Below are 17,762 nucleotides of genomic sequence, written 5' to 3'. Positions count from 1 at the left end.
CGTCCCGCAAATTTCTTTTCGGATGCTGTGACCACACCCGCCCCGTGCCGCACAGATGTACGCCTCCTCGGACGGACGAGCGTTTCGAATTCAAACATCGGGCGACCCCTTGTCCCTCCTTCGGAGCAATCTCTTCGTGCCCGCGCGCGAGACGGCGCGACAGGCCTCATGATCTCCGTCGTGCATCGACCCGAATCACCCCAATCCGCCTCCGCCATACGGGGGTTGGCCCTGCTGACCTTGACGTGGGCGCTGATCGGCCCCACGGCGGGGGCGGCCGAGGCGGATGCCTGGGCCTGCGCCTCGGTCGGTCCCGACGGCGCCCAGGTGGTGGCGGTCGCCGGAAGCCTCACCTGGCCGACCTTCCCGCCGTGCCCGAAGCCCGAGCCCCCGCCCCCGCCGACCCCCACTCCCCCGCCCCCCGAGACCCCGTGTCCGCCGACCCCCACTCCCGAGCCCGCGCCGCCCCCGACCCGGAAGCCACCGAAGCCGACGCCGAAGCCGACGCCCACGCCGCCTCCCGAGCCGCCGGCTCCCACGCCCCCGCCGCCCGCACCGGCGCCGCAACCGGCCGCACCCCGGCCGCGCCCCACACCGCCCCCCGCACCCGACCCCACGCCGACTCCCAGCCCGACACCGACGCGCAAGCCGCCGCCCAGGCCGGCCCCGGGCCCCTCCGCGAGCCCGGTGACCTACCCGGCGTACCACCACGCGAAGGCGCCCGAACGGCCGACGCACAGCACCACCTCGCCCGTGATCTACGTCCTGCTCATCACCGCGCCCGCGGTGGTCGCCGTGGCCGCCCTGCGGCCCCGCTAGTGCCGACTCTGGAGGCATCCCTTGCCGGAATGGCTTGTTCTCATCCTCGCGATGCTGGCCGCGTGCGCCGTGGTGGTCGCCATCACGCTCATCCGCCACAAGGCGGCACCCGTGGACGAGGATCCCAGCGAGACCCCGGACGTCATCGAGTACATGACGATGTGGATCGGGGTGGTGTACGCCATCGTCCTGGGTCTGGCCATCGCGGGCGTGTGGGAGGCGCGCAGCTCCGCCCAGGACCACGTCCAGGCGGAGGCGCAGGCGCTGCACGAGATCTCGGAGCGGGTCCAGGTCTATCCGGCCGACGTCCGTGACCGCATTCGGGCCGATGTCAACGCCTATGTCGGACACGTCGTCACCACCGAGTGGAAGGAGATGGCCGACCACCGCCGCATGACCGAGCGCGGCACCGAGCTCCTCGACCGTCTCCGCACGGACGTCACCTCCTACCAGCCGAGGACCGACTTCGAGGCCCAGGCCTACCAGCCGCTCGTCGACCAGGTGGCCGCCGCGGACCAGGCCCGCAACGCCCGCGCGGACTCGGTCGAGCCCACCATGCCCGGCGTGGTCTGGTTCGGTCTGCTGGGGGGCGGGGTCATCACGATCGGGATGGTCTTCGCGCTGCAGATCCGGCGTACGGCCCGCGAGCTGATCCTGGCCGGCCTGTTCTCCGCGCTGATCGCCTTCCTGCTCTTCCTGATCTGGGACTTCGACGCCCCCTACAGCCGCGGCATCACGGCGTCGGCGGAGCCGTTCCTCGCCCTCTTCCCGCACGCCAAGGGCTGACGGCCGCTCACCACGGGCACTCGCGGGGGACGTCCAGCGGCCGACACGCCGTCGGCGTCCCCTGAGCGGCCCACACGCGTGCCCCATTCGGAGCGACAGCGATCGCGCGGACGTACACCTGTTCCTAGCGTTTCGGTCATCGAGGTGCATTTCTGACGTAGGCGGAAAAGGTCCGCAGCTGCTCCTCGGGGACCGGAGGAACCACCATGCGCGCGATACGCGTCGCTTCGGCCGCACTGCTGGGCGTGACCGCCCTGGCCTTCTCCGCACCGGCAGCCACGGCGAAGGGCGACAACAACGTCACGCCCTTCGGCTTCAGCGTCCTGCCCTCGACCATCGCCCCGGGCGGGCAGGTGACGCTGCTGCTCGAACGGGACCACGGCGGCTGCAAGGGCTCGGCGACCGTCACCTCGGCGGTGTTCGACACCATCACCATCCCCTCGCACAAGAGCCAGGCGACGGCCGTCGTCGACTGGGACGCCAAACCCGGCGCGGTCTACCACGTGACGTTCACCTGCGACGGCGTGAGCGGCTCCACGGGCCTGACCATCGCCGGCGGCCGCGTCGGCCCCACTCCGGTGCCGCTCAACCCCGACCGCGGCGTGCACGCCGGTGAGGGCGGCAGCTTCGCCGGACTGGACGTCAAGGAGCTCGGCATGGGCGCCCTGCTGATCGTGGGCTCCATCGGGGCGGCCTACCACTTCTCCCGCCGCCGCGCCGGCGAGGACGGCAGCTGACGGAGCGGCCGGACGCACGGACCTCCGCCCCGGCTCCTCTCGGAAGCCGGGGCGGAGGTCCGTGTCACGTGCGGTTCGACGTCTCCGAAGGGGTGGAGATCAGATGTGCCGCTCGGACCGCCGGCGCATCCAGAACACCCCGCCGCCGATGACGGCCAGAGCCACCAGGCCGCCGCCGATGGCCATGTCGGCCGGGGTGGCCCCGCTGGTGCTGCTGCCGCCGAGACCGCCGCGGACACCGCCGATGACGGTGAAGGCCGTCGGGTTGATCACGGTCCCGTTGCCGCACACGACGCTGATGCTGTGCGATCCCGTCGCCGCGTTCCGGTTGACCGTGGCGCGTCCCGTCGCCAGGTTGTTGGCCCCCGTCGTCAGCCGGGTCGTCGGGAACGCGTCCGAGCTCGCGGTGGCGTTGCCGGTGCAGTTGTTGACGGTGATGGTCAGTTGGCCGCCCCGGGCGATGACATTGGGCAGGGCGACGACATTACTCGGGTTCAGGTTCATGCCGTCCCGCGCGACGGCCGCCGGGGCGGCGAGTCCGAGCACGGCGACCGCGGCGCCGGCGACCGCCAGGGCACGAGTAGTACGCATGTGAATCCTCCGCGGGAGACGCCCCGGGAACGGTCCCCGGTGGATCGGCGAGAAAACGCCTCCCAGAAAGACCCTCAGATGCCGTGCGCGAGCCCGCATTTCGACACTGGTCCGTCCTGGTGAGAGGACACGCCGAACGAAAAGCGCACAATCGGATATCTCCGCAGGTCACACACCGTCAGAAAATTCCTGTTCACGGCAACTCGGATGGCGCACGACCCGCGTTCGGCGGCCACCCGTTCGCCGCCGCCCCGTCGCCGCTTTCACGCGCGGGACTTAGCGTTCTCGTATGCGCGAATGACGTGGCGACGGCCGTGTCGAGAAGGGAAGTCAATGTCTGCGTCCGAGCTGGCCGATCTGGCCGAAGAGGAGGAGCAGCGGAAGAAGCGCGCTCCCTGGGGCGTGATAGCGCTTGTTCTGCTGACCGGCCTCGCGCTCATTCGGAACGGTTCGGGGGAGTTCGACGTCGGGCCGCCGCAGCCCGCGTCGGCGGCCGCGGCGGACAGCCGGGTGCACGGCACCGCCTTCGGCAACACCCCCGCTCCCCTGCCGTACGCCGTGCCCGACCGCGTGTCCATCCCCGCGATCCGCGTCGACGCCCCGATGCTGCCGGTCGGTCTGGACCCGGACGGCTGGGTCGGCGCGCCGCCGCCGGAGGACCCGAACCTGGCCGGCTGGTTCACCGGCGCGGTCTCCCCCGGCGAGAAGGGCACCGCGGTCGTCGTCGGACATGTCGACAACAAACAGGGCCCCGCCGTGTTCTACGGACTCGGGGCCCTGAAGAAGGGAAATCGCGTCGAGATCAGACGCAAGGACGGAAAAACGGCGATCTTCGAGATCTACGGCATCGAGGTCTTCGAGAAGAACAACTTCCCCGGCGACCGCGTCTACGGCTCCAAGGGGACCCCCGAATTGCGGGTCATCACCTGCGGAGGCGGTTTCTCCAAGCAGAACGGCTATGCCGGCAATGTGGTCGCCTTCGCCCGCCTGGTCGAGGTCCGCTGAGCGTTCCCCGACCCGGCGGGCGTGTTCCGGTTATGCGTACTGCCGGCGCGGAACGGTGATGTGGTAGCCGGAATCGATGAGCTGCGGGAGATAGTCGCGCAGCGCCCGGACACTCTGGGAGCGGTCGCCCCCGGCGTCGTGCGAGAGCACCACGACGCCGGGGGCGGCCCCGTTCTCGACCCGGCCGACGATGCGGCGCGTGCCCGGCCTGGTCCAGTCGAGGGTGTCGACGGTCCAGGCGAGGGGGTCCATGCCGAGTTCGGCACCGAGTTGGAAGGCGGCCCGGTTCCAGGCGCCGTAGGGGGCACGGAACCATTCGGGACGCTCTCCGTACGCGTCCTCGATGACGTCGCAGGTACGTTCCATCTCGGAGCGGATGCGGGAGCGGCTGAGCCGGGTGAGCAGCGGGTGCGACCAGGTGTGGTTGCCGACGACGTGCCCCTCGTCGGCCATCCGGGCCAGCAGGTCCTGGTTGTCGACCGCCATCTCCCCGCACACGAAGAACATCGCGCGCACGTCGTACTCGGCCAGGGTGTCCAGGATGTGCGGGGTGTAGCGGGGGTCGGGTCCGTCGTCGAAGGTCAGCACCATGGTCCGGCCGAGTCCGGACACCTTCAGCAACGGCTCGTGGCGCACGGCAGTGGTCCTGGGAGCGGCCTGCGGCGGGCCGTATCCGGTCAGGGGCTGGAGGCGGTAGGCCGAGGAGTTGACCGCGCGATGGGCGGGTGGGCCGGCGGCGGGCAGTGCCGGCCGCACCGGCTCTCCGCCGGTGACCGCCGCGAGCACTCCGGCCGTGCCGGCGGCTCCGAGCGCGGCGGCGCCGGCCAGCAGGGCCCGGCGCCGGGTGAGCACCGCCGCCGTCGACGACAGCCGTGTGAGCAACTGATCCTTCGTCATGACTCATCAGTCGCCCGGCGGAGCGCCGACGCACCTCAGCAACACCGGTGCGGCGGCACGAATACACCCGCCCGGCCCAGTGCGATGCCCCGGGGCGGCATGACGGAGCGTCAGGACGACGTCGCGCGGGGCAGATCGGCTTCGGCACCCGGCCTCGTCCCCTCCGTCGAGGCCGGGTGCTGCCGAGGACCACGGCGGGCCCTAACGGGCGGCCCTGTCGCGGCCCGCCCTCCGGGTGCCCTTTCCCCGCGAATCTTGCGCACCGATGTCGAGCGGTCCCACCTGCCGCCCGGACCTGCGGCTTCCGATAACCTCGCAGCCGTGACGGAACAGCACTCGCACCAGTTCGAGCGGGGCACGGACGGGCCCAAGGTGATCGTCGTCGGCGTGGACGGCTCCGACTCCTCGCTCCGCGCCGCGGCGTACGCCGGAGGTCTGGCCCGACGGCAGCACGCGCTGCTCGCCGTGGTGTACGTCCAGCCGGTCATCGCCTCGGGTGCGGCGCTCGGCGCGCCGGTCGCCGAGACCACGGACGAGATCGCCGAGGACCTGGTCGCCCAGATCCGGCGCGCGACCGAGCAGAACAAGGGGATATTCGACGTGCGCTGGGAGTTCCACACCTTCCGCGGCGATCCCTACAGCGGACTGACGAAGGCGGCGGACGAGCTCCAGGCCGACGCGGTGGTCGTCGGCGCCTCGGAGCAGGCCGGCCACCGGATCGTCGGGTCCGTCGCGGTACGGCTGGTCAAGGCGGGCCGCTGGCCGGTGACCGTGGTGCCGTGATCCAGGCGTGCCCAGCCGTCGCCCGGCCGTCGTCCGGCCGAGGTCAGGCCAGGGCCTCCTCGCGCAGCCGGTCGAGGACCTTCAGCCGGCCCTCCGCCTCGATCCGGGCCGTGGTCACCCGCTGCGGGTAGCAGCGCATGAACATCCGGGTGAAGTGGGTGCCGTAGTGGATGTGCTCGGCGGAGCCCGCGGTGTCGAGGGGGCGGGCCACCGCGTTGAAGGCCGGTTCGTGGAAGTAGGCGAGGGTGTACCGCTCGCGGGCGGCCAGGCGGACCTTGTGCGGGGTCGACAGGAGGGCGCCGCCGGTCATGAACTGCATGATGTCGCCGGGGAAGACAGTGAGGACGGCCGGGACCGGGGTGACGTAGGTCCAGGGTTCGTCGTGTTCGTAGCGGCCGGCCATGGACTCGCCGGGCAGCCAGTTGCGGCCGCGTTCCTCGCCCGGGACGGGCGGGCGGACGTACAGGCCGCCGACGTCGTCCTGGGCGGCGATGACGAGCAGGCCGTAGTCGGTGTGGGCGCCGATTCCGCGTTCCGAGGTGGCGTCGGCGGGCGGGAAGCGCAGCACGCGCATGTGGTGCCAGCCGTCGGTGGTGAGCCGGGTGAAGCGGTCCGGGTCGTCGAGACCGAGTCCGAGGGCCGTCAGCCGGAGCAGCCGGTGGCCGATCTCGCCGACGACCTTCATGTAGTCCTTCATGGCGCGCGCGTAGCCGGGTGAGGGCCAGGGTGCGGGGCCGTGGCAGGGCCACCGGTCGATGACGCGGGGGTCGTCGGCCGGGATGTCGGGACAGACCGTGAAGATCTCCGAGCCGTCCCGCTGTCCTGCCGTCTCCTCCTCGCCGGAGGCCACGTAACCGCTGTAGCTGAGGTCCGAGACATGGGCGGTCTTCTCGGCCAGGGGTCTGCGGCAGAACGCCCTGGACGCCGCCAACGCGCGTTCCGTCGCCGCCTGCTGGTCGAGGGTGGCGTGGACCTGGAAGATGCCGTCGCGCTGCCAGGCGGCGACCAGTGCCCGGCCGAGGGCACGGTCGCCGTCCGTGTCGCGCACGACGGTGGGCAACCGGAAGGTCTGAAGAGGGCTCTGTGGCTCACTGGTCATGGCGGACGCTCCGAGACCCCTGTGCTGTGGTTGCGCGGCAAACTACTCCGGCCACTTCCTCCTGAACAGCCGTTCAGTTCACTTGCCGCCGCCGGATTTCGTGCGGTGTCCTCCGTCCCGCCCGTCCCGGAGCCGTCCTTATCTCCCGTCAGCGTTTTCCGAACGCGAAGGGATGAGACGTAGTCCCCATTTTTGTATGGGCGAGGGGGTTCTCCGGCGCAAATCGATCGAGAGCATCGAGGGGCTTGAGGCCGACGCGGCTCAGGCTTCGAACGGCCGCTCGGCCTGTGGCAGCTGACCGCATTCGGCGTAGGCGGCATCGTCGGCGCGGGCGTCCTCACCCTGGCCGGGACCGTGGCCGACGGTACGGCGGGGTCCGCAGTCCTCGTCTCCTTCCTCGCGACCGGCGCCGCGAGCGCGGCGGCCGCGCTGTCGTGCGCGGCCGCCTTCATGGTGAGGGGAGCGTCAGAGCGAGCGCAGGAAGTCCAGCACGATCGCGTTGAACTCCTCGGGCTTCTCCAGGTTGGGAAAGTGCCCGGCGTCCGCGATCGTCACCGATCGTCCGTGCGGGACCGTCCGCACGAGCCGCTCGGGCATGTCGATGCCGTCGGCCGCGTCGAGGGCACCGTGGACGGCGAGAACCGGTACGTCGATCTCAGGCACCCGGCTCCAGGGATCGTCGAGCGGAACGTGCCAGTTCGTCTCGCCGAGGGTGTGCTTGGCGACGGTGTGCGTCGCCATCTCCCGCACCTGCTCTATGACGTCGGGGTCGACGTCGTCGACGGTGCGGTGCGGTCCGACCACGTTCTTGGCGAAGGCATCGAGCCAGTCGGTGACCTCACCGGCGGCCAGCATGCGGGCCGACTCGGCGGCGCGTTCCACCGTCCACGGGTCGGTGTACTCGAACGCGCTGGTCCCGCCTCCGCAGACGGCCAGTGCGCGGACCAGCCCGGGGTGTTCCAGCGCCGTGTCGGTGGCGACCGCGGCGCCCATGCACAGACCGACGAGGACCGCGGGCCCCGCGTCGAGATGCCGCAGCAGGTCGCCGAGGTCGTCGGCCCAGCGGAACGGCCCGCTCGCGTTGGCGGAGAACCCGTGGCCCCGCACGTCGGGCGCGATCACGCGGTAGCCGGCGGAGACCAGGGCCGGTATCTGGTGGTCGAAGACCCGGTGGTCGACGTAGCCGGGGTGCACGAGGACCACGAGGTCCCCGGTTCCGGTGTCGCGATAGGCGAGGTCCCCGTCCGTGGAGGTGAAGAAACGCAGATCCGAAGCTGTGGCTGCTGTCGTCATGACAACCAAGGTGTCATCATTTCCCGCGTTTGACAACCGAGGTGTCATGATGGCCGGATGAGCGACATGGACAAGCCACTTCCCTCGGACGAACTCGGCCACCGCGTCTCCGAGGTGTTCGACCTGGTGGGCGCGCTCTACCGGCGCGGCCTGCGCAAACTGGAGCAGGACGAGGCGGACCGGGGGATGTCCGTCGGTGTGCGGTCCGTCCTCGTCCTGCTGCACCGGTACGGGCCCATGACGGTTCCTCAGATGGCCCGGATCATGGCGCTGACCCGGCAGTTCGTGCAGCGCATGACCAATGACGCGATGGACCGGGGCTGGACGCAGACCGCACCGAACCCCGCCCACCAGCGGTCCTCGCTGATCCGGATCACGGACGAGGGCGTGGCCGTCATCACCGCGGTCCTCGCGCGCGAGCACGCCCTGAACCAGCAGGTCGGCGGCGGCGAACTGACCGGCGCCGAACTGCAGGCGTGCGTACGCGTGCTGAAGGAGATGCTGCGGACCTTCGACCACGTGGACGTGGACTGACCTACTGCCCCATGGTGAGCCCGGCCTTGTCCGCGCCCCGGCTCAGCACGACCTGCCGGATGCGGTCGCGCACGCCGTTCAGATCGGCGCCCTGCGCGATCGCCCGGTTGAGGTTCACCACCCGGCCCGCGTCCACGTCGAACATCTGCGGAACGAACTCCGCCTTGGCGACCTGCCAGCGTCCACCGGGCCGGGCGGGCGGGACGAACGTGAAGCGGCCGAGGGTGGACTGGTTGCCGCGCGGGTCCTGGGCGCCCTCGTGGTTGAACATCTCGCCGGCGATCTGGTCGCCCATGCCGTAGACCACCCAGGTGCCGTTGACCTTCTCGTACGCCTGCGGGACATGGGCGTGGGTGCCGAGGATCAGATCGACGTCGGGACGGCTGCCGGTGCGGGCCGCGGTGAGGTCGCGGGCCAGGGCCAGCTGCTGCTCGTCGGGCGCGTCCTGCCATTCGGTGCCCCAGTGCAGCGATACGACGACCACGTCGGCGCCCGCCTTCCGGGCGGCCCGCGCGTCCGTGAGGATCTTGTTCTCGTCCATCGGGTTCACCGCCCAGGGCTGCCCCTGAGGCAGCGGGAAGCCGTTGGTGTCGTAGGTGTAGGCGAGGTGGGCGACCTTCGCCGGGCCCGCGCGCAGCACGGTGACCGTGCGGGCCTCCTGCTCGGTGCGGGCCGAGCCGGCGTGCCGGACCCCCGCGCGGTCGAGGGCGTCGAGGGTGCGGCGGATGCCGTCGGCTCCGTCGTCGAGGCTGTGGTTGGAGGCGGTGGAGCAGCCGTCGTAGCCGGTGACGGCGAGGGCCTGGGCCACCTCGGGCGGGGACTTGAACGTCGGGTAGCCGGTGTAGTTCCCGTTCGCCCCGTAGACGGTCTCCATGTGACACAGCGCCAGATCGGCACGGGAGACGACGGATCGGATTCCGGCCAGCATCGGGCGGAAGTCGTAGCCGTTCCCGCCCGCGTCGAAGCGGGCCCGGTCGATGATCGAGCTGTGCGGCAGGACGTCACCGGAGGCGACGAGCGTGAATCCGCGTGGTGCGGCGGCGGACGGGGCCGGATGCCCGGGTGTCTCGTGGTCGTGCGCCTGGCAGGCGGCCCCGCCGGCGAGAAGCGCCGTGAGGGCCAGGGCAATCTGCCGTCTGCGTGCAATCATCAGCTCACCCCACTGTGGTCATATTTACTGACGAATAGGTATGAGCTTGTCCGTGTCCGCAAACGGGTCGGCCGCCTTCTTGACCCGTCCGGAGCGGAAGGGAGCGCGGAAGGGAGCGGGGAGGGGACCCGGAAGGAACCGTTCATCGAACCGTTCGTCGACGCGATCGACCGTCCGCCGCAGATCCTTGTGCGTGGCCTGTCCCGCGACCGCCCGCTGAGGTGCCATACGGCCATGACGGCCGGAACCACCCTCACGAACGGGACGACCGCCGAGCACGAGCTCGCCGCACTGCAGCGGGAGCACGGCCGGCCCCTCTTCGCGCTCCTGCTCCGGCTCAGCGACGGCGACCGGCAACGCGCCGAGGACCTGGTGCAGGAGACCCTCGTGCGCGCCTGGCAGCACCCCGAGGCGCTGCGCGCCGACGACTTCGACTCCGTACGGCCCTGGCTGCTGACCGTGGGACGGCGGCTCGCGATCGACGCCCGGCGGGCCCGGCAGGCACGTCCCGCCGAGGTCGGCGACGCGATCCTGGAGAACGCGCGGGTGTGCGCCGATCACGCCGAGCGGGCCGCCGCGACCCTCGACGTACGCGAGGCTGTGAAGACACTCACTCCGGAGCACCGTGAAGTCCTGGTGCTGGTGTATTTCCAGGGGGCGAGTGTGGCGGAAGCCGCCGAAATCCTGGGAATTCCACCCGGTACGGTGAAGTCCCGCGCGTACTACGCGTTGCGGGCCCTGCGCCGGGTGCTTCCCGGATACGCGGCCGACCTGCGGTGAAACCAATGGGAAAGTCAAACCTCCGTAAAGCGCCTTGCTGAAGACCCCTGTTGAGTAATCGGCTGTCTTCATCCGTGTTCCGGAAGGGGCCCGGCGACGGGCGACGCGCACGCACCGGAGGAAGGCAGGAAGGGATGCTGCACAGAGGTCAAGAGAGCACGGACGGCACCGGCGGCGGCGAACTCATCGTTCCCATGGCCTGGTTGTACGCCGAGTACATCGCCGACGAGCTGCTGCGTTCCGGTGATCTGATGCCGCCGACGTCCTTCGAGTTCCGCGCCGGGCGTGACGCGCTGGCGCTGACCGTCTTCCTCGCCGACACCGAGGGAGAGCTCTCGGGCATCCAGGTCGTCTCCCAGCTGGAGAACTGGCTGTCGCTGACGGCGTACGACCAGCCCTGGCAGGACTGGGTGTGCGAGCGGATGGCCGCGCTGACCGCCGAGGCGGTCGCCACCGGCGAGCCCGCGGCGGACCTCGAACTGGCGGCGGCGGCCTGGCGCTGGCTGGAGGAGACCGAGCTGCTCGCACCCGATCTGAACGCCGTGCCGGGCGGCGGGGCGGGGATCGGTGAGGACGAGGGCCCGAAGGTGTGGACACCCGCGTGGCAGCTCGGTCTGCCGCTCGGGCACCTCGCCATCCACCTTTTCTAGATTCCTTTCGATTCGGACCAATCCGCGGGGCCGACCGCTCCGAATCCCTTGGTCACGATTCTGTGTATGCCTTGAGTGATTCGGCGGGCTGGTGCGTACCGGTGGGAGCAAGGAGTAACCCCACCCACACTCAACGGCACGAGGTTTCCGCATGAGGTCCTTGGAGAGGCATCGCGACGTCGGCGCGTACGCGCTCGGCGTGCTGGACGAGGCGGAGGCCTTCCGCTTCGAGGACCACCTCATGGAGTGCCCCAAGTGCGCGGCACACGTGACCGAGTTCGGTCCTGTCACCCGCCAGATGATGCTGTACCGCCGGGCGACACCGCGGGTCGTGCACCCGATGGCCCAGCCCGGTCCCCAGCTTCTCAACCGTCTGCTCGGCGAGGTCGCCACCCGCCACCGGGCACGCCGAAGGCGGCTGTTGTACGCGGTGGCCGCCTCGGTGGTCCTGGCCGTGGGCGGTTCCACGCTCGCGATGACGGCGGCCGGCGACACCGGGGGCAGCGCCAGCATCGAGGCCACCGACGCCCGGTCCGGGGTATGGGCCCAGGTCACCACCGAGGACGAGGACTGGGGCACCCAGGTGGAGCTCCGGGTCAAGGACGAGTCGGGCCCCCGCGCCTGTCACCTCGTCGCGGTCAGCCGCGACGGCACGGAGGAGACCGTCACCGGCTGGAACGCCACCGGGCACGCGGGCGAGGACGACGCCATGATGGGCAGCTCCACCTTCCACGCCGACCAGATCGACCACTACGAGGTCAGGACCTCGGGTGGGGAGCATCTGGTCACGCTGGACCCCGGCTGACGGCGTCCGGTCACTTGAGCAACCGGGACAGCCTCCGGTCCGCCAGTGGTCTGCCGCCCGTCTGGCAGGTGGGGCAGTACTGGAGGGAGGAGTCGCTGAAGGAGACCTCCCGGATGGTGTCGCCGCAGACCGGGCAGGGATCGCCGGTGTGGCCGTGGACGCGCAGGCCGGACTTCTTCTCCGACTTCAGGCGGCCCGCCGCCACCCCCCTCGAGCGTTCCACCGCTTCGGTGAGGGTCGTGCGCAGGGCCCGGTGGAGGGCTTCCGTCTCCTCGGGACTCAGGGAGGCCGCCAGCTTGAAGGGGGACATTCTCGCCGCGTGGAGGATCTCGTCGCTGTAGGCGTTGCCCACACCGGCGATGAGGCTCTGGTCGCGCAGGGCGCCCTTCAGCTGCCGCCGTTCTCCCTTCAGGAGGGCCGCGAGGCTCGCCGCGTCGAAGTCGTCGGCGAGGGGGTCGGGGCCCAGGCGGGCGACGCCGGGGACCTCCTGGGGGTCGGTCACCACGTACACCGCGAGACGCTTCTGCGTCCCCGCCTCCGTGAGGTCGAAGCCCGCGCCGGTCTCCAGCGCCACGCGGAGGGCGAGGGGGCCCTTGCCGGGGCGGGGCGGACCGTCCGGGAGGCGGTCCTTCCAGTGCAGCCAGCCCGCGCGGGCCAGGTGGGTGACGAAGTGCGGGCCGCCGTCCGTCTCCAGGTCGAGGAACTTGCCGTGGCGGTGCACGGCGACCACCTCGCGGCCCTCCAGAGCGGTGAGCGGGGGGTCGTACGTCTTCAGGACGCCGATGGCCACCGGCAGCACGCGCACGATCTCGTGGCCGACCAGGTTCTCGGTGAGGAAGTCCTTGAGCGCTTCCACCTCGGGGAGTTCCGGCATAGGTCCAGAGTGCCACCGGGGACCGCTGTGGTCAGCTCAGGCCCGTTTCCGTACGACGAACTCGCACCACACGCACTTCCCGCCGCCCCGCGCCTCCACGCCCCACACATCGCTCAGCAGGTCGACCAGGAGCAGACCGCGCCCGGAGACCCCTGACTCGCCCGCGTCCCTGCGGCGGGGCAGGGCGCTGGAGGAGTCCTCGACCTCGACGCGCATCCGCCGGTCGGAGCCGGTCAGGACCCGCAGGGTGACGATCGCCGAGCCCTCGGTGTGCATCAGGGCGTTGGTGATGAGTTCGTCGGCGACCAGTTCGATCTCGTCGGAGCGCTCCCGTGCGCCCCAGGCGCCGACCGCGGCCCGGATCATGTGCCGGGCCTGGGTGAGCGCCTCGGGGTCCCCGGGCGCCACGTGCTGCTGGAGGCGGCCGCCGGACTGCGGGGCGTCCAGAGCGCGGCGGCGCAGCAGGAGCAGAGCCACGTCGTCGTCGCTGTTGCGTTCCTCGGCCACGTCGATGAGCCGGTCGGCGAGCTCCCACACGTCGGCGGGGCCCACGGCGATGAGTCTCGTGAGGGTCTGCATGCCGTCGTCGAGGTCGGCGCCGGGCTGTTCGACCAGCCCGTCGGTGCACAGCAGCAGGGTGCCCCCGGGGTCGAGTTCGAGGGTGGCGACGGGGTAGTCGAGCTGCCCGAACTCGGCGGACAGCCCGAGCGGCAGGCCGCCGTCCACGGTCACCCGGCGGCAGCCGCCGTCGGCGTTGCGGACCAGGGGGTCGATGTGGCCCGCCCGGACCACCTGGACGACTCCGGTGGCCAGGTCGGCCTCCGCGTACAGACAGGTCGCGAAGCGGTCCGTGTCGAGCTCGTGGAGGAAGACGGAGGCCCGGGCCATCACCGTGGCCGGGGTGTGGCCCTCGGCGGCGTAGGCCCTCAGCACGATCCGCAGCTGGCCCATCACCGCGGCCGCGTGCGTGTCGTGGCCCTGGACGTCGCCGATGACGGCACCGACGCGGCCGCCGGGCAGCGGGATCAGGTCGTACCAGTCGCCGCCGATGTCCCGGGCCAGCGCGCCCTCGGCACTGGCGGCCCGGTAGCGCACGGCGACGTCGGCGCCGGGGACGCTCGGGATGGTGCGCGGCAGCATGGCCTGCTGGAGGCCGGTGGCGAGGTCCTTCTCCTGCTCGTAGAGCATGGCCCGCTGCAGGCTCTGGGCGATGCTGCTGCCCAGCGCGATGAGGACGTTGCGGTCCTCGGGGGTGAAGCCGTACCGGTCGCTGTAGAGCAGGCCCATGGCGCCGATCGGGCGGGCCTCGGCGATCAGCGGGAGGTAGGCGGCGGAGGTGATGTTGAGGCCGGTGATGTGCGGCCACAGGATCGGGTAGCGCTCCGCGAACTCCTCCGGTGACTCGATGAACCGGGGGCTGAGGGTGCGCACGGCCTCGCTCATCGGGTACGGCTCGTCGATCCGGGTGATGTCGGTGCCCGGCACGAAGCTGCCCGCGGGGCCCTCGGCGATCAGCCGGATGCGGCCTGCCTCGACCAGGCCCATGACCAGGCTGGTGGCGCCTAGGTGGGTGAGGCCGTGGGTGTCCTTGAGGACGTCGATGACGTCCTGGACGGTCCGGGCGTGGGCGAGCGCGGCCGTGGTGAGCTGGACGACGTTGGTCTGCCGGCGCCGGGCCTCGTCCTGGGCGGCCTGCTCGCGGCGGGCCTCCAGTTCGCCCATCTCCTGGGTGGCGTCGCGGACGAGCCCGATGATCCGGCGCGGGCGGCCCGTCTCGTCGCGCCGGATGTAGCCCTGGGTGTGGGTCCAGCGCAGGCTGCCGTCGCGGCAGCGGATGCGGAAGTAGGTGCCGTAGTTCTCGCTGCCGTCCTTGATCGCCTGGGAGACCAGGGCGTCGAGCCGGTGGGCCTCGGCCCTCGGCACCCGGACGGCGAGGCTCACGGGGTTGTCGTCGTACTCGTCGGGGCGCAGGTCGAAGACCTCGTGGGCCTGGGCGTCCATGTGGAACAGACCGCTGTCGAGGTCCCAGTCGAAGCTGCCCATGCGGTTGAGCGCCAGGATCGGGTCCGGGTGGGCGGGCCAGTCGTCCGGGAGTGACAGGGCGCTCGCTCCCCGATCAACCATGGAGCCACCTTGCCAGGATTCGGCCGATTCTTCGACCGGTGGGCGGCGCCTTCCCGAGCTGTCAGACACCGAGGATGTCGGTGGGGCTGTCGAGGAGTGTGTCCGCACCGGTGGGGGCGGCGGGCTCGTCGGGGATCAGCCCGCCGCCGTCCGGAAGATCGGGGGTCTCCGGGACGGTCTCGGGGCCGATTTCGCTCTCGGGGTCCACCCGGACGGCGGGACGGGCGCCGTCGGGCGGGACCTCGGGGGTTTCGGGCGGGGTCGCGGGCGGACGGCTCGCTGGCGGCAGGGTGGTGGTGCCGGTGGGCGCGGGGCAGCGCTCGTCGTACGGCTCCCCCGGGGCGCTGGTGCCGGGCACGACAGGAGCGGTCGGGCCGGGCGCGACGGGGGCGGTCGAGCTCGCGCAGTCGGGCGCGGGACGCTGCGGGGCGAGGGACGTGCCGTCGCCCGGGGCCGCCGTGGGGGCGGGCGTGGAGGTCGGCGGTTCCGGCCTCGGCGGGGGTACGACGTGGTCGTGCCGGCAGTCGTGGTCGATCCGGCGTTCGATCCAGGTGTGCCGGGCGCTGTCGATGATCGTGAGCTCGGTCATGACCTGCTCGCCGGGGGTCACCACGATCACCTGGGCAGGCCGGTATCCGGACCACGGCCGCCCGTCCACGACCGCGCCGCTGCGCAGGGGCACCGGCGGTGTCAGGGGGTTGCCGCAGGCGCAGCGGACGCGGGGGACGCCCCGGTCGTCGACGAGGACGGCGGTGCCCGCCTGGAGGACGGACTGGAAGCCGCTCGCCCGGCCGTCGCGGTAGCCGTGGTCGGTGACCCGGGTGTCGGCGCGCAGCACGACCGGGGCGAGTCGGCGCAGGTAGTCCGGGACCGCGGCCGGTGAGACGCCCGCGACCCCGGCGAACGCGTTCGTCCTGGACCGGTCCGCCGTCAGGTCGGCGATCTGCCGTTCCACAGCACAGCTGCCGACGCGTTCGGTGCCGCCGTAGAGGCCGGGGGTTCCGCCCGAGACGGTCCGAGGGGCGGCCGGGTCCCGCCGGGGCGTCCGGGCGGGGGAGGACGGTGCGGTCGCCGCGGAGCGGGTGAAGGGGTTCGGGCCCTGGGCCGCGGCCGGCTGCAGGAGGAGCTTGCCGCTCGACTCGCCGCCGCCGTCACCGCCCTCCCCGCCGGCACCACCGGCACCGCATCCGGCGACGAGCAGGGCCGCCGTGAGCGCGCCGGCCACGGCGAGGGTTCTGGTGGGTGTCCGCACCACGTTCTCCCGTCCATCCCGGGCAGTTCGTCACTATTGTCTGCTTCACTCGCTTGGGTTACGCAAGCGGAGCGGAGGTACACGGAGAGTCACACAGGGGTCGGCGGGACAATGGGAGGCAGGAGAGCACGGCCGTGGACTGGTTCACCGCACCCGACTACTGGATGAGCCGGCTGGTCTTCCAGCGGGCTCTGGCAGGGCTGTACTTCGTCGCGTTCCTGGCGGCGGCCCTGCAGTTCCGGGCGCTGCTCGGGGAGCGCGGAATGCTGCCCATCCCGCGTTTCGTGGCACGGGTGCGGTTCCGGCAGGCGCCGAGCCTCTTCCAACTCCACTACTCGGACCGGTTCTTCGCGGTGTGCGCGTGGACGGGCTGCGCGGTTGCCCTCGCGCTGGCGGCGGGACTCGACTCCCTGCTGCCTCTGTGGGGCGGGATGCTGCTCTGGCTGGCCCCCTGGCTGCTGTACCTCTCGATCGTCAACGTGGGCCAGACCTGGTACGGCTTCGGCTGGGAGTCCCTGCTGCTGGAGGTCGGCTTCCTCGCCGTGTTCCTCGGCAACGACGACGTCGCTCCGCCGGTCGTGGTGCTGTTCCTGCTGCGCTGGATCCTGTTCCGCGTCGAGTTCGGCGCGGGTCTCATCAAGATGCGCGGCGACGCCTGCTGGCGCGAGCTCACCTGCCTGGACCACCACCACGAGACCCAGCCGATGCCGGGGCCGCTGAGCTGGTTCTTCCACCATCTGCCCAAGCCCCTGCACCGGGTGGAGGTGGCCGCGAACCACGTCACCCAACTCGTCGTGCCCTTCCTCCTGTTCACCCCGCAGCCGATCGCCACGGCCGCCGCGTCCCTGATGATCGTGACCCAGCTGTGGCTGGTGCTCTCCGGCAACTTCGCCTGGCTGAACTGGATCACGATCGTGCTGGCGGTGCCGGCGCTGGAACTCCCGCACGCGGCACCGGACCCGGTCGCCACCCCGCTCTGGTACGAGGTCGTGGTGCTCGGCGTCGCCGTGCTCCTGCTCGCCCTGAGCCGCCACCCGGTCCGCAACATGATCTCCCGCGGCCAGATCATGAACCGTTCCTTCGACCCTCTCCATCTGGTCAACACGTACGGCGCGTTCGGCAGCGTCAGCCGGATCCGCCACGAGGTGGTGGTCGAGGGCACGGCGGACGACGTGCCGCGCGAGGACTCCGGGTGGAAGGAGTACGAGTTCAAGGGCAAGCCGGGCGATCCGCGGCGCTGGCCGCGCCAGTTCGCGCCCTACCATCTCCGTCTGGACTGGATGATGTGGTTCGCCGCGCTCTCCCCCGCCTACGCCCAGGCGTGGTTCGGCACGATGGTCGAACGCCTCCTGGAGAACGACACCGCCACGCTGAGGCTGCTGCGCCGCTCCCCGTTCCCGGCGGACGACCCGCCCCGCTACGTCCGCGCCCGCCTGTTCCGGTACCGCTACACGACGTGGCGGGAACTGCGGGAGACGGGCGCGTGCTGGGAGCGGACGTACGTGCGCGAGTTCTTCCCGCCCACCCGGCTGGCGAAGACCGTGCGCCGCTAGTACGGGCGGGCGTACGGAGGGGGGCTGGTC

The 17,762-nt window shown here is 71.4% G+C and carries 18 protein-coding genes and 1 pseudogene; 11 read left to right on the top strand and 8 right to left on the bottom strand.

The genetic code is table 11. The features are described from left to right. Positions 1 to 687: 687 nt before the first annotated feature. The 3 genes from IOD14_RS44755 (at position 688) to IOD14_RS16060 (ending at position 2,342) form a co-directional block, all read left to right on the top strand. Positions 688 to 819 (top strand): hypothetical protein, encoded by a 132-nt coding sequence (locus IOD14_RS44755; RefSeq protein WP_280845768.1) that lies wholly within the window; start codon positions 688 to 690, stop codon positions 817 to 819. A 21-nt stretch (positions 820 to 840) separates the two neighbouring features. Continuing rightward, positions 841 to 1,605, top strand: a complete 765-nt coding sequence (locus IOD14_RS16065) for a DUF4239 domain-containing protein (protein WP_123993793.1) — start codon at positions 841 to 843, stop codon at positions 1,603 to 1,605. 206 nt (positions 1,606 to 1,811) lie between these two features. Continuing rightward, a complete protein-coding gene (locus IOD14_RS16060; RefSeq protein WP_212670582.1) occupies positions 1,812 to 2,342 on the top strand; it encodes a hypothetical protein in 531 nt (176 codons plus the stop codon). A 99-nt stretch (positions 2,343 to 2,441) separates the two neighbouring features. On the opposite strand, the gene IOD14_RS16055 is transcribed toward IOD14_RS16060, so the two are convergent. After that, the gene (locus IOD14_RS16055) at positions 2,442 to 2,933 is read right to left on the bottom strand and encodes a hypothetical protein (RefSeq protein WP_123993795.1); all 492 of its coding nucleotides are present in this window, start codon (positions 2,931 to 2,933) and stop codon (positions 2,442 to 2,444) included. Positions 2,934 to 3,266: 333 nt separating this feature from the next. Here IOD14_RS16055 and IOD14_RS16050 point away from each other — a divergent pair, with 333 nt between their 5' ends. After that, positions 3,267 to 3,938: a class F sortase gene (locus IOD14_RS16050; protein ID WP_123993796.1), complete on the top strand. Its 672-nt coding sequence runs from the start codon at positions 3,267 to 3,269 to the stop codon at positions 3,936 to 3,938. Positions 3,939 to 3,968: 30 nt separating this feature from the next. Here the strand turns inward: IOD14_RS16050 and IOD14_RS16045 are convergent, their stop codons facing one another. Further along, entirely contained in the window at positions 3,969 to 4,835 is an 867-nt protein-coding gene (locus IOD14_RS16045) for a polysaccharide deacetylase family protein (protein WP_123993797.1), read from the bottom strand. A gap of 321 nt (positions 4,836 to 5,156) precedes the next feature. Here IOD14_RS16045 and IOD14_RS16040 point away from each other — a divergent pair, with 321 nt between their 5' ends. Further along, complete coding sequence (locus IOD14_RS16040; protein WP_123993798.1) at positions 5,157 to 5,618, top strand: universal stress protein; 462 nt, start codon at positions 5,157 to 5,159, stop codon at positions 5,616 to 5,618. A 43-nt stretch (positions 5,619 to 5,661) separates the two neighbouring features. Here the strand turns inward: IOD14_RS16040 and IOD14_RS16035 are convergent, their stop codons facing one another. Beyond that, entirely contained in the window at positions 5,662 to 6,717 is a 1,056-nt protein-coding gene (locus tag IOD14_RS16035; protein WP_212670581.1) for an isopenicillin N synthase family oxygenase, read from the bottom strand. A 172-nt stretch (positions 6,718 to 6,889) separates the two neighbouring features. On the opposite strand from IOD14_RS16035, the pseudogene IOD14_RS44270 reads away from it, so the two are divergent. Continuing rightward, positions 6,890 to 7,158 (top strand): annotated as a pseudogene (locus IOD14_RS44270) (amino acid permease); the annotation flags it as partial. 24 nt (positions 7,159 to 7,182) lie between these two features. Here IOD14_RS44270 and IOD14_RS16030 read toward each other — a convergent pair. Beyond that, a complete protein-coding gene (locus IOD14_RS16030; RefSeq protein WP_123993800.1) occupies positions 7,183 to 8,010 on the bottom strand; it encodes an alpha/beta hydrolase in 828 nt (275 codons plus the stop codon). 57 nt (positions 8,011 to 8,067) lie between these two features. Between IOD14_RS16030 and IOD14_RS16025 the strand changes: the two genes are divergently transcribed. Continuing rightward, positions 8,068 to 8,544, top strand: a complete 477-nt coding sequence (locus IOD14_RS16025; RefSeq protein ID WP_123993801.1) for a MarR family winged helix-turn-helix transcriptional regulator — start codon at positions 8,068 to 8,070, stop codon at positions 8,542 to 8,544. A 1-nt stretch (position 8,545) separates the two neighbouring features. On the opposite strand, the gene IOD14_RS16020 is transcribed toward IOD14_RS16025, so the two are convergent. Next, positions 8,546 to 9,694, bottom strand: coding sequence for a CapA family protein (locus tag IOD14_RS16020; RefSeq protein ID WP_212670580.1), 1,149 nt, complete (start codon positions 9,692 to 9,694; stop codon positions 8,546 to 8,548). Positions 9,695 to 9,928: 234 nt separating this feature from the next. Between IOD14_RS16020 and IOD14_RS16015 the strand changes: the two genes are divergently transcribed. The 3 genes from IOD14_RS16015 (at position 9,929) to IOD14_RS16005 (ending at position 11,929) form a co-directional block, all read left to right on the top strand. Next, a complete protein-coding gene (locus IOD14_RS16015; RefSeq protein ID WP_123993803.1) occupies positions 9,929 to 10,474 on the top strand; it encodes a sigma-70 family RNA polymerase sigma factor in 546 nt (181 codons plus the stop codon). A gap of 134 nt (positions 10,475 to 10,608) precedes the next feature. After that, entirely contained in the window at positions 10,609 to 11,124 is a 516-nt protein-coding gene (locus IOD14_RS16010) for a hypothetical protein (protein ID WP_123993804.1), read from the top strand. A gap of 151 nt (positions 11,125 to 11,275) precedes the next feature. Next, a complete protein-coding gene (locus tag IOD14_RS16005; RefSeq protein WP_123993805.1) occupies positions 11,276 to 11,929 on the top strand; it encodes a zf-HC2 domain-containing protein in 654 nt (217 codons plus the stop codon). A 10-nt stretch (positions 11,930 to 11,939) separates the two neighbouring features. Here the strand turns inward: IOD14_RS16005 and IOD14_RS16000 are convergent, their stop codons facing one another. The 3 genes from IOD14_RS16000 to IOD14_RS15990 all read right to left on the bottom strand — a co-directional run bounded on the left by IOD14_RS16000 (position 11,940) and on the right by IOD14_RS15990 (position 16,179). Then, positions 11,940 to 12,803, bottom strand: coding sequence for an Fpg/Nei family DNA glycosylase (locus IOD14_RS16000; protein WP_212670579.1), 864 nt, complete (start codon positions 12,801 to 12,803; stop codon positions 11,940 to 11,942). A gap of 36 nt (positions 12,804 to 12,839) precedes the next feature. Continuing rightward, positions 12,840 to 14,927: a SpoIIE family protein phosphatase gene (locus IOD14_RS15995; RefSeq protein WP_123993807.1), complete on the bottom strand. Its 2,088-nt coding sequence runs from the start codon at positions 14,925 to 14,927 to the stop codon at positions 12,840 to 12,842. Between the two features lie 61 nt (positions 14,928 to 14,988). Then, positions 14,989 to 16,179, bottom strand: a complete 1,191-nt coding sequence (locus tag IOD14_RS15990) for a DUF6777 domain-containing protein (protein WP_212670578.1) — start codon at positions 16,177 to 16,179, stop codon at positions 14,989 to 14,991. A 134-nt stretch (positions 16,180 to 16,313) separates the two neighbouring features. Here IOD14_RS15990 and IOD14_RS15985 point away from each other — a divergent pair, with 134 nt between their 5' ends. Beyond that, entirely contained in the window at positions 16,314 to 17,732 is a 1,419-nt protein-coding gene (locus IOD14_RS15985) for a lipase maturation factor family protein (protein ID WP_212670577.1), read from the top strand. Positions 17,733 to 17,762 lie beyond the last annotated feature (30 nt).

It is taken from the genome of Streptomyces sp. A2-16 (assembly GCF_018128905.1).
Taxonomy (GTDB): domain Bacteria; phylum Actinomycetota; class Actinomycetes; order Streptomycetales; family Streptomycetaceae; genus Streptomyces.
This window is presented reverse-complemented; position numbering and strand designations above follow the sequence as displayed.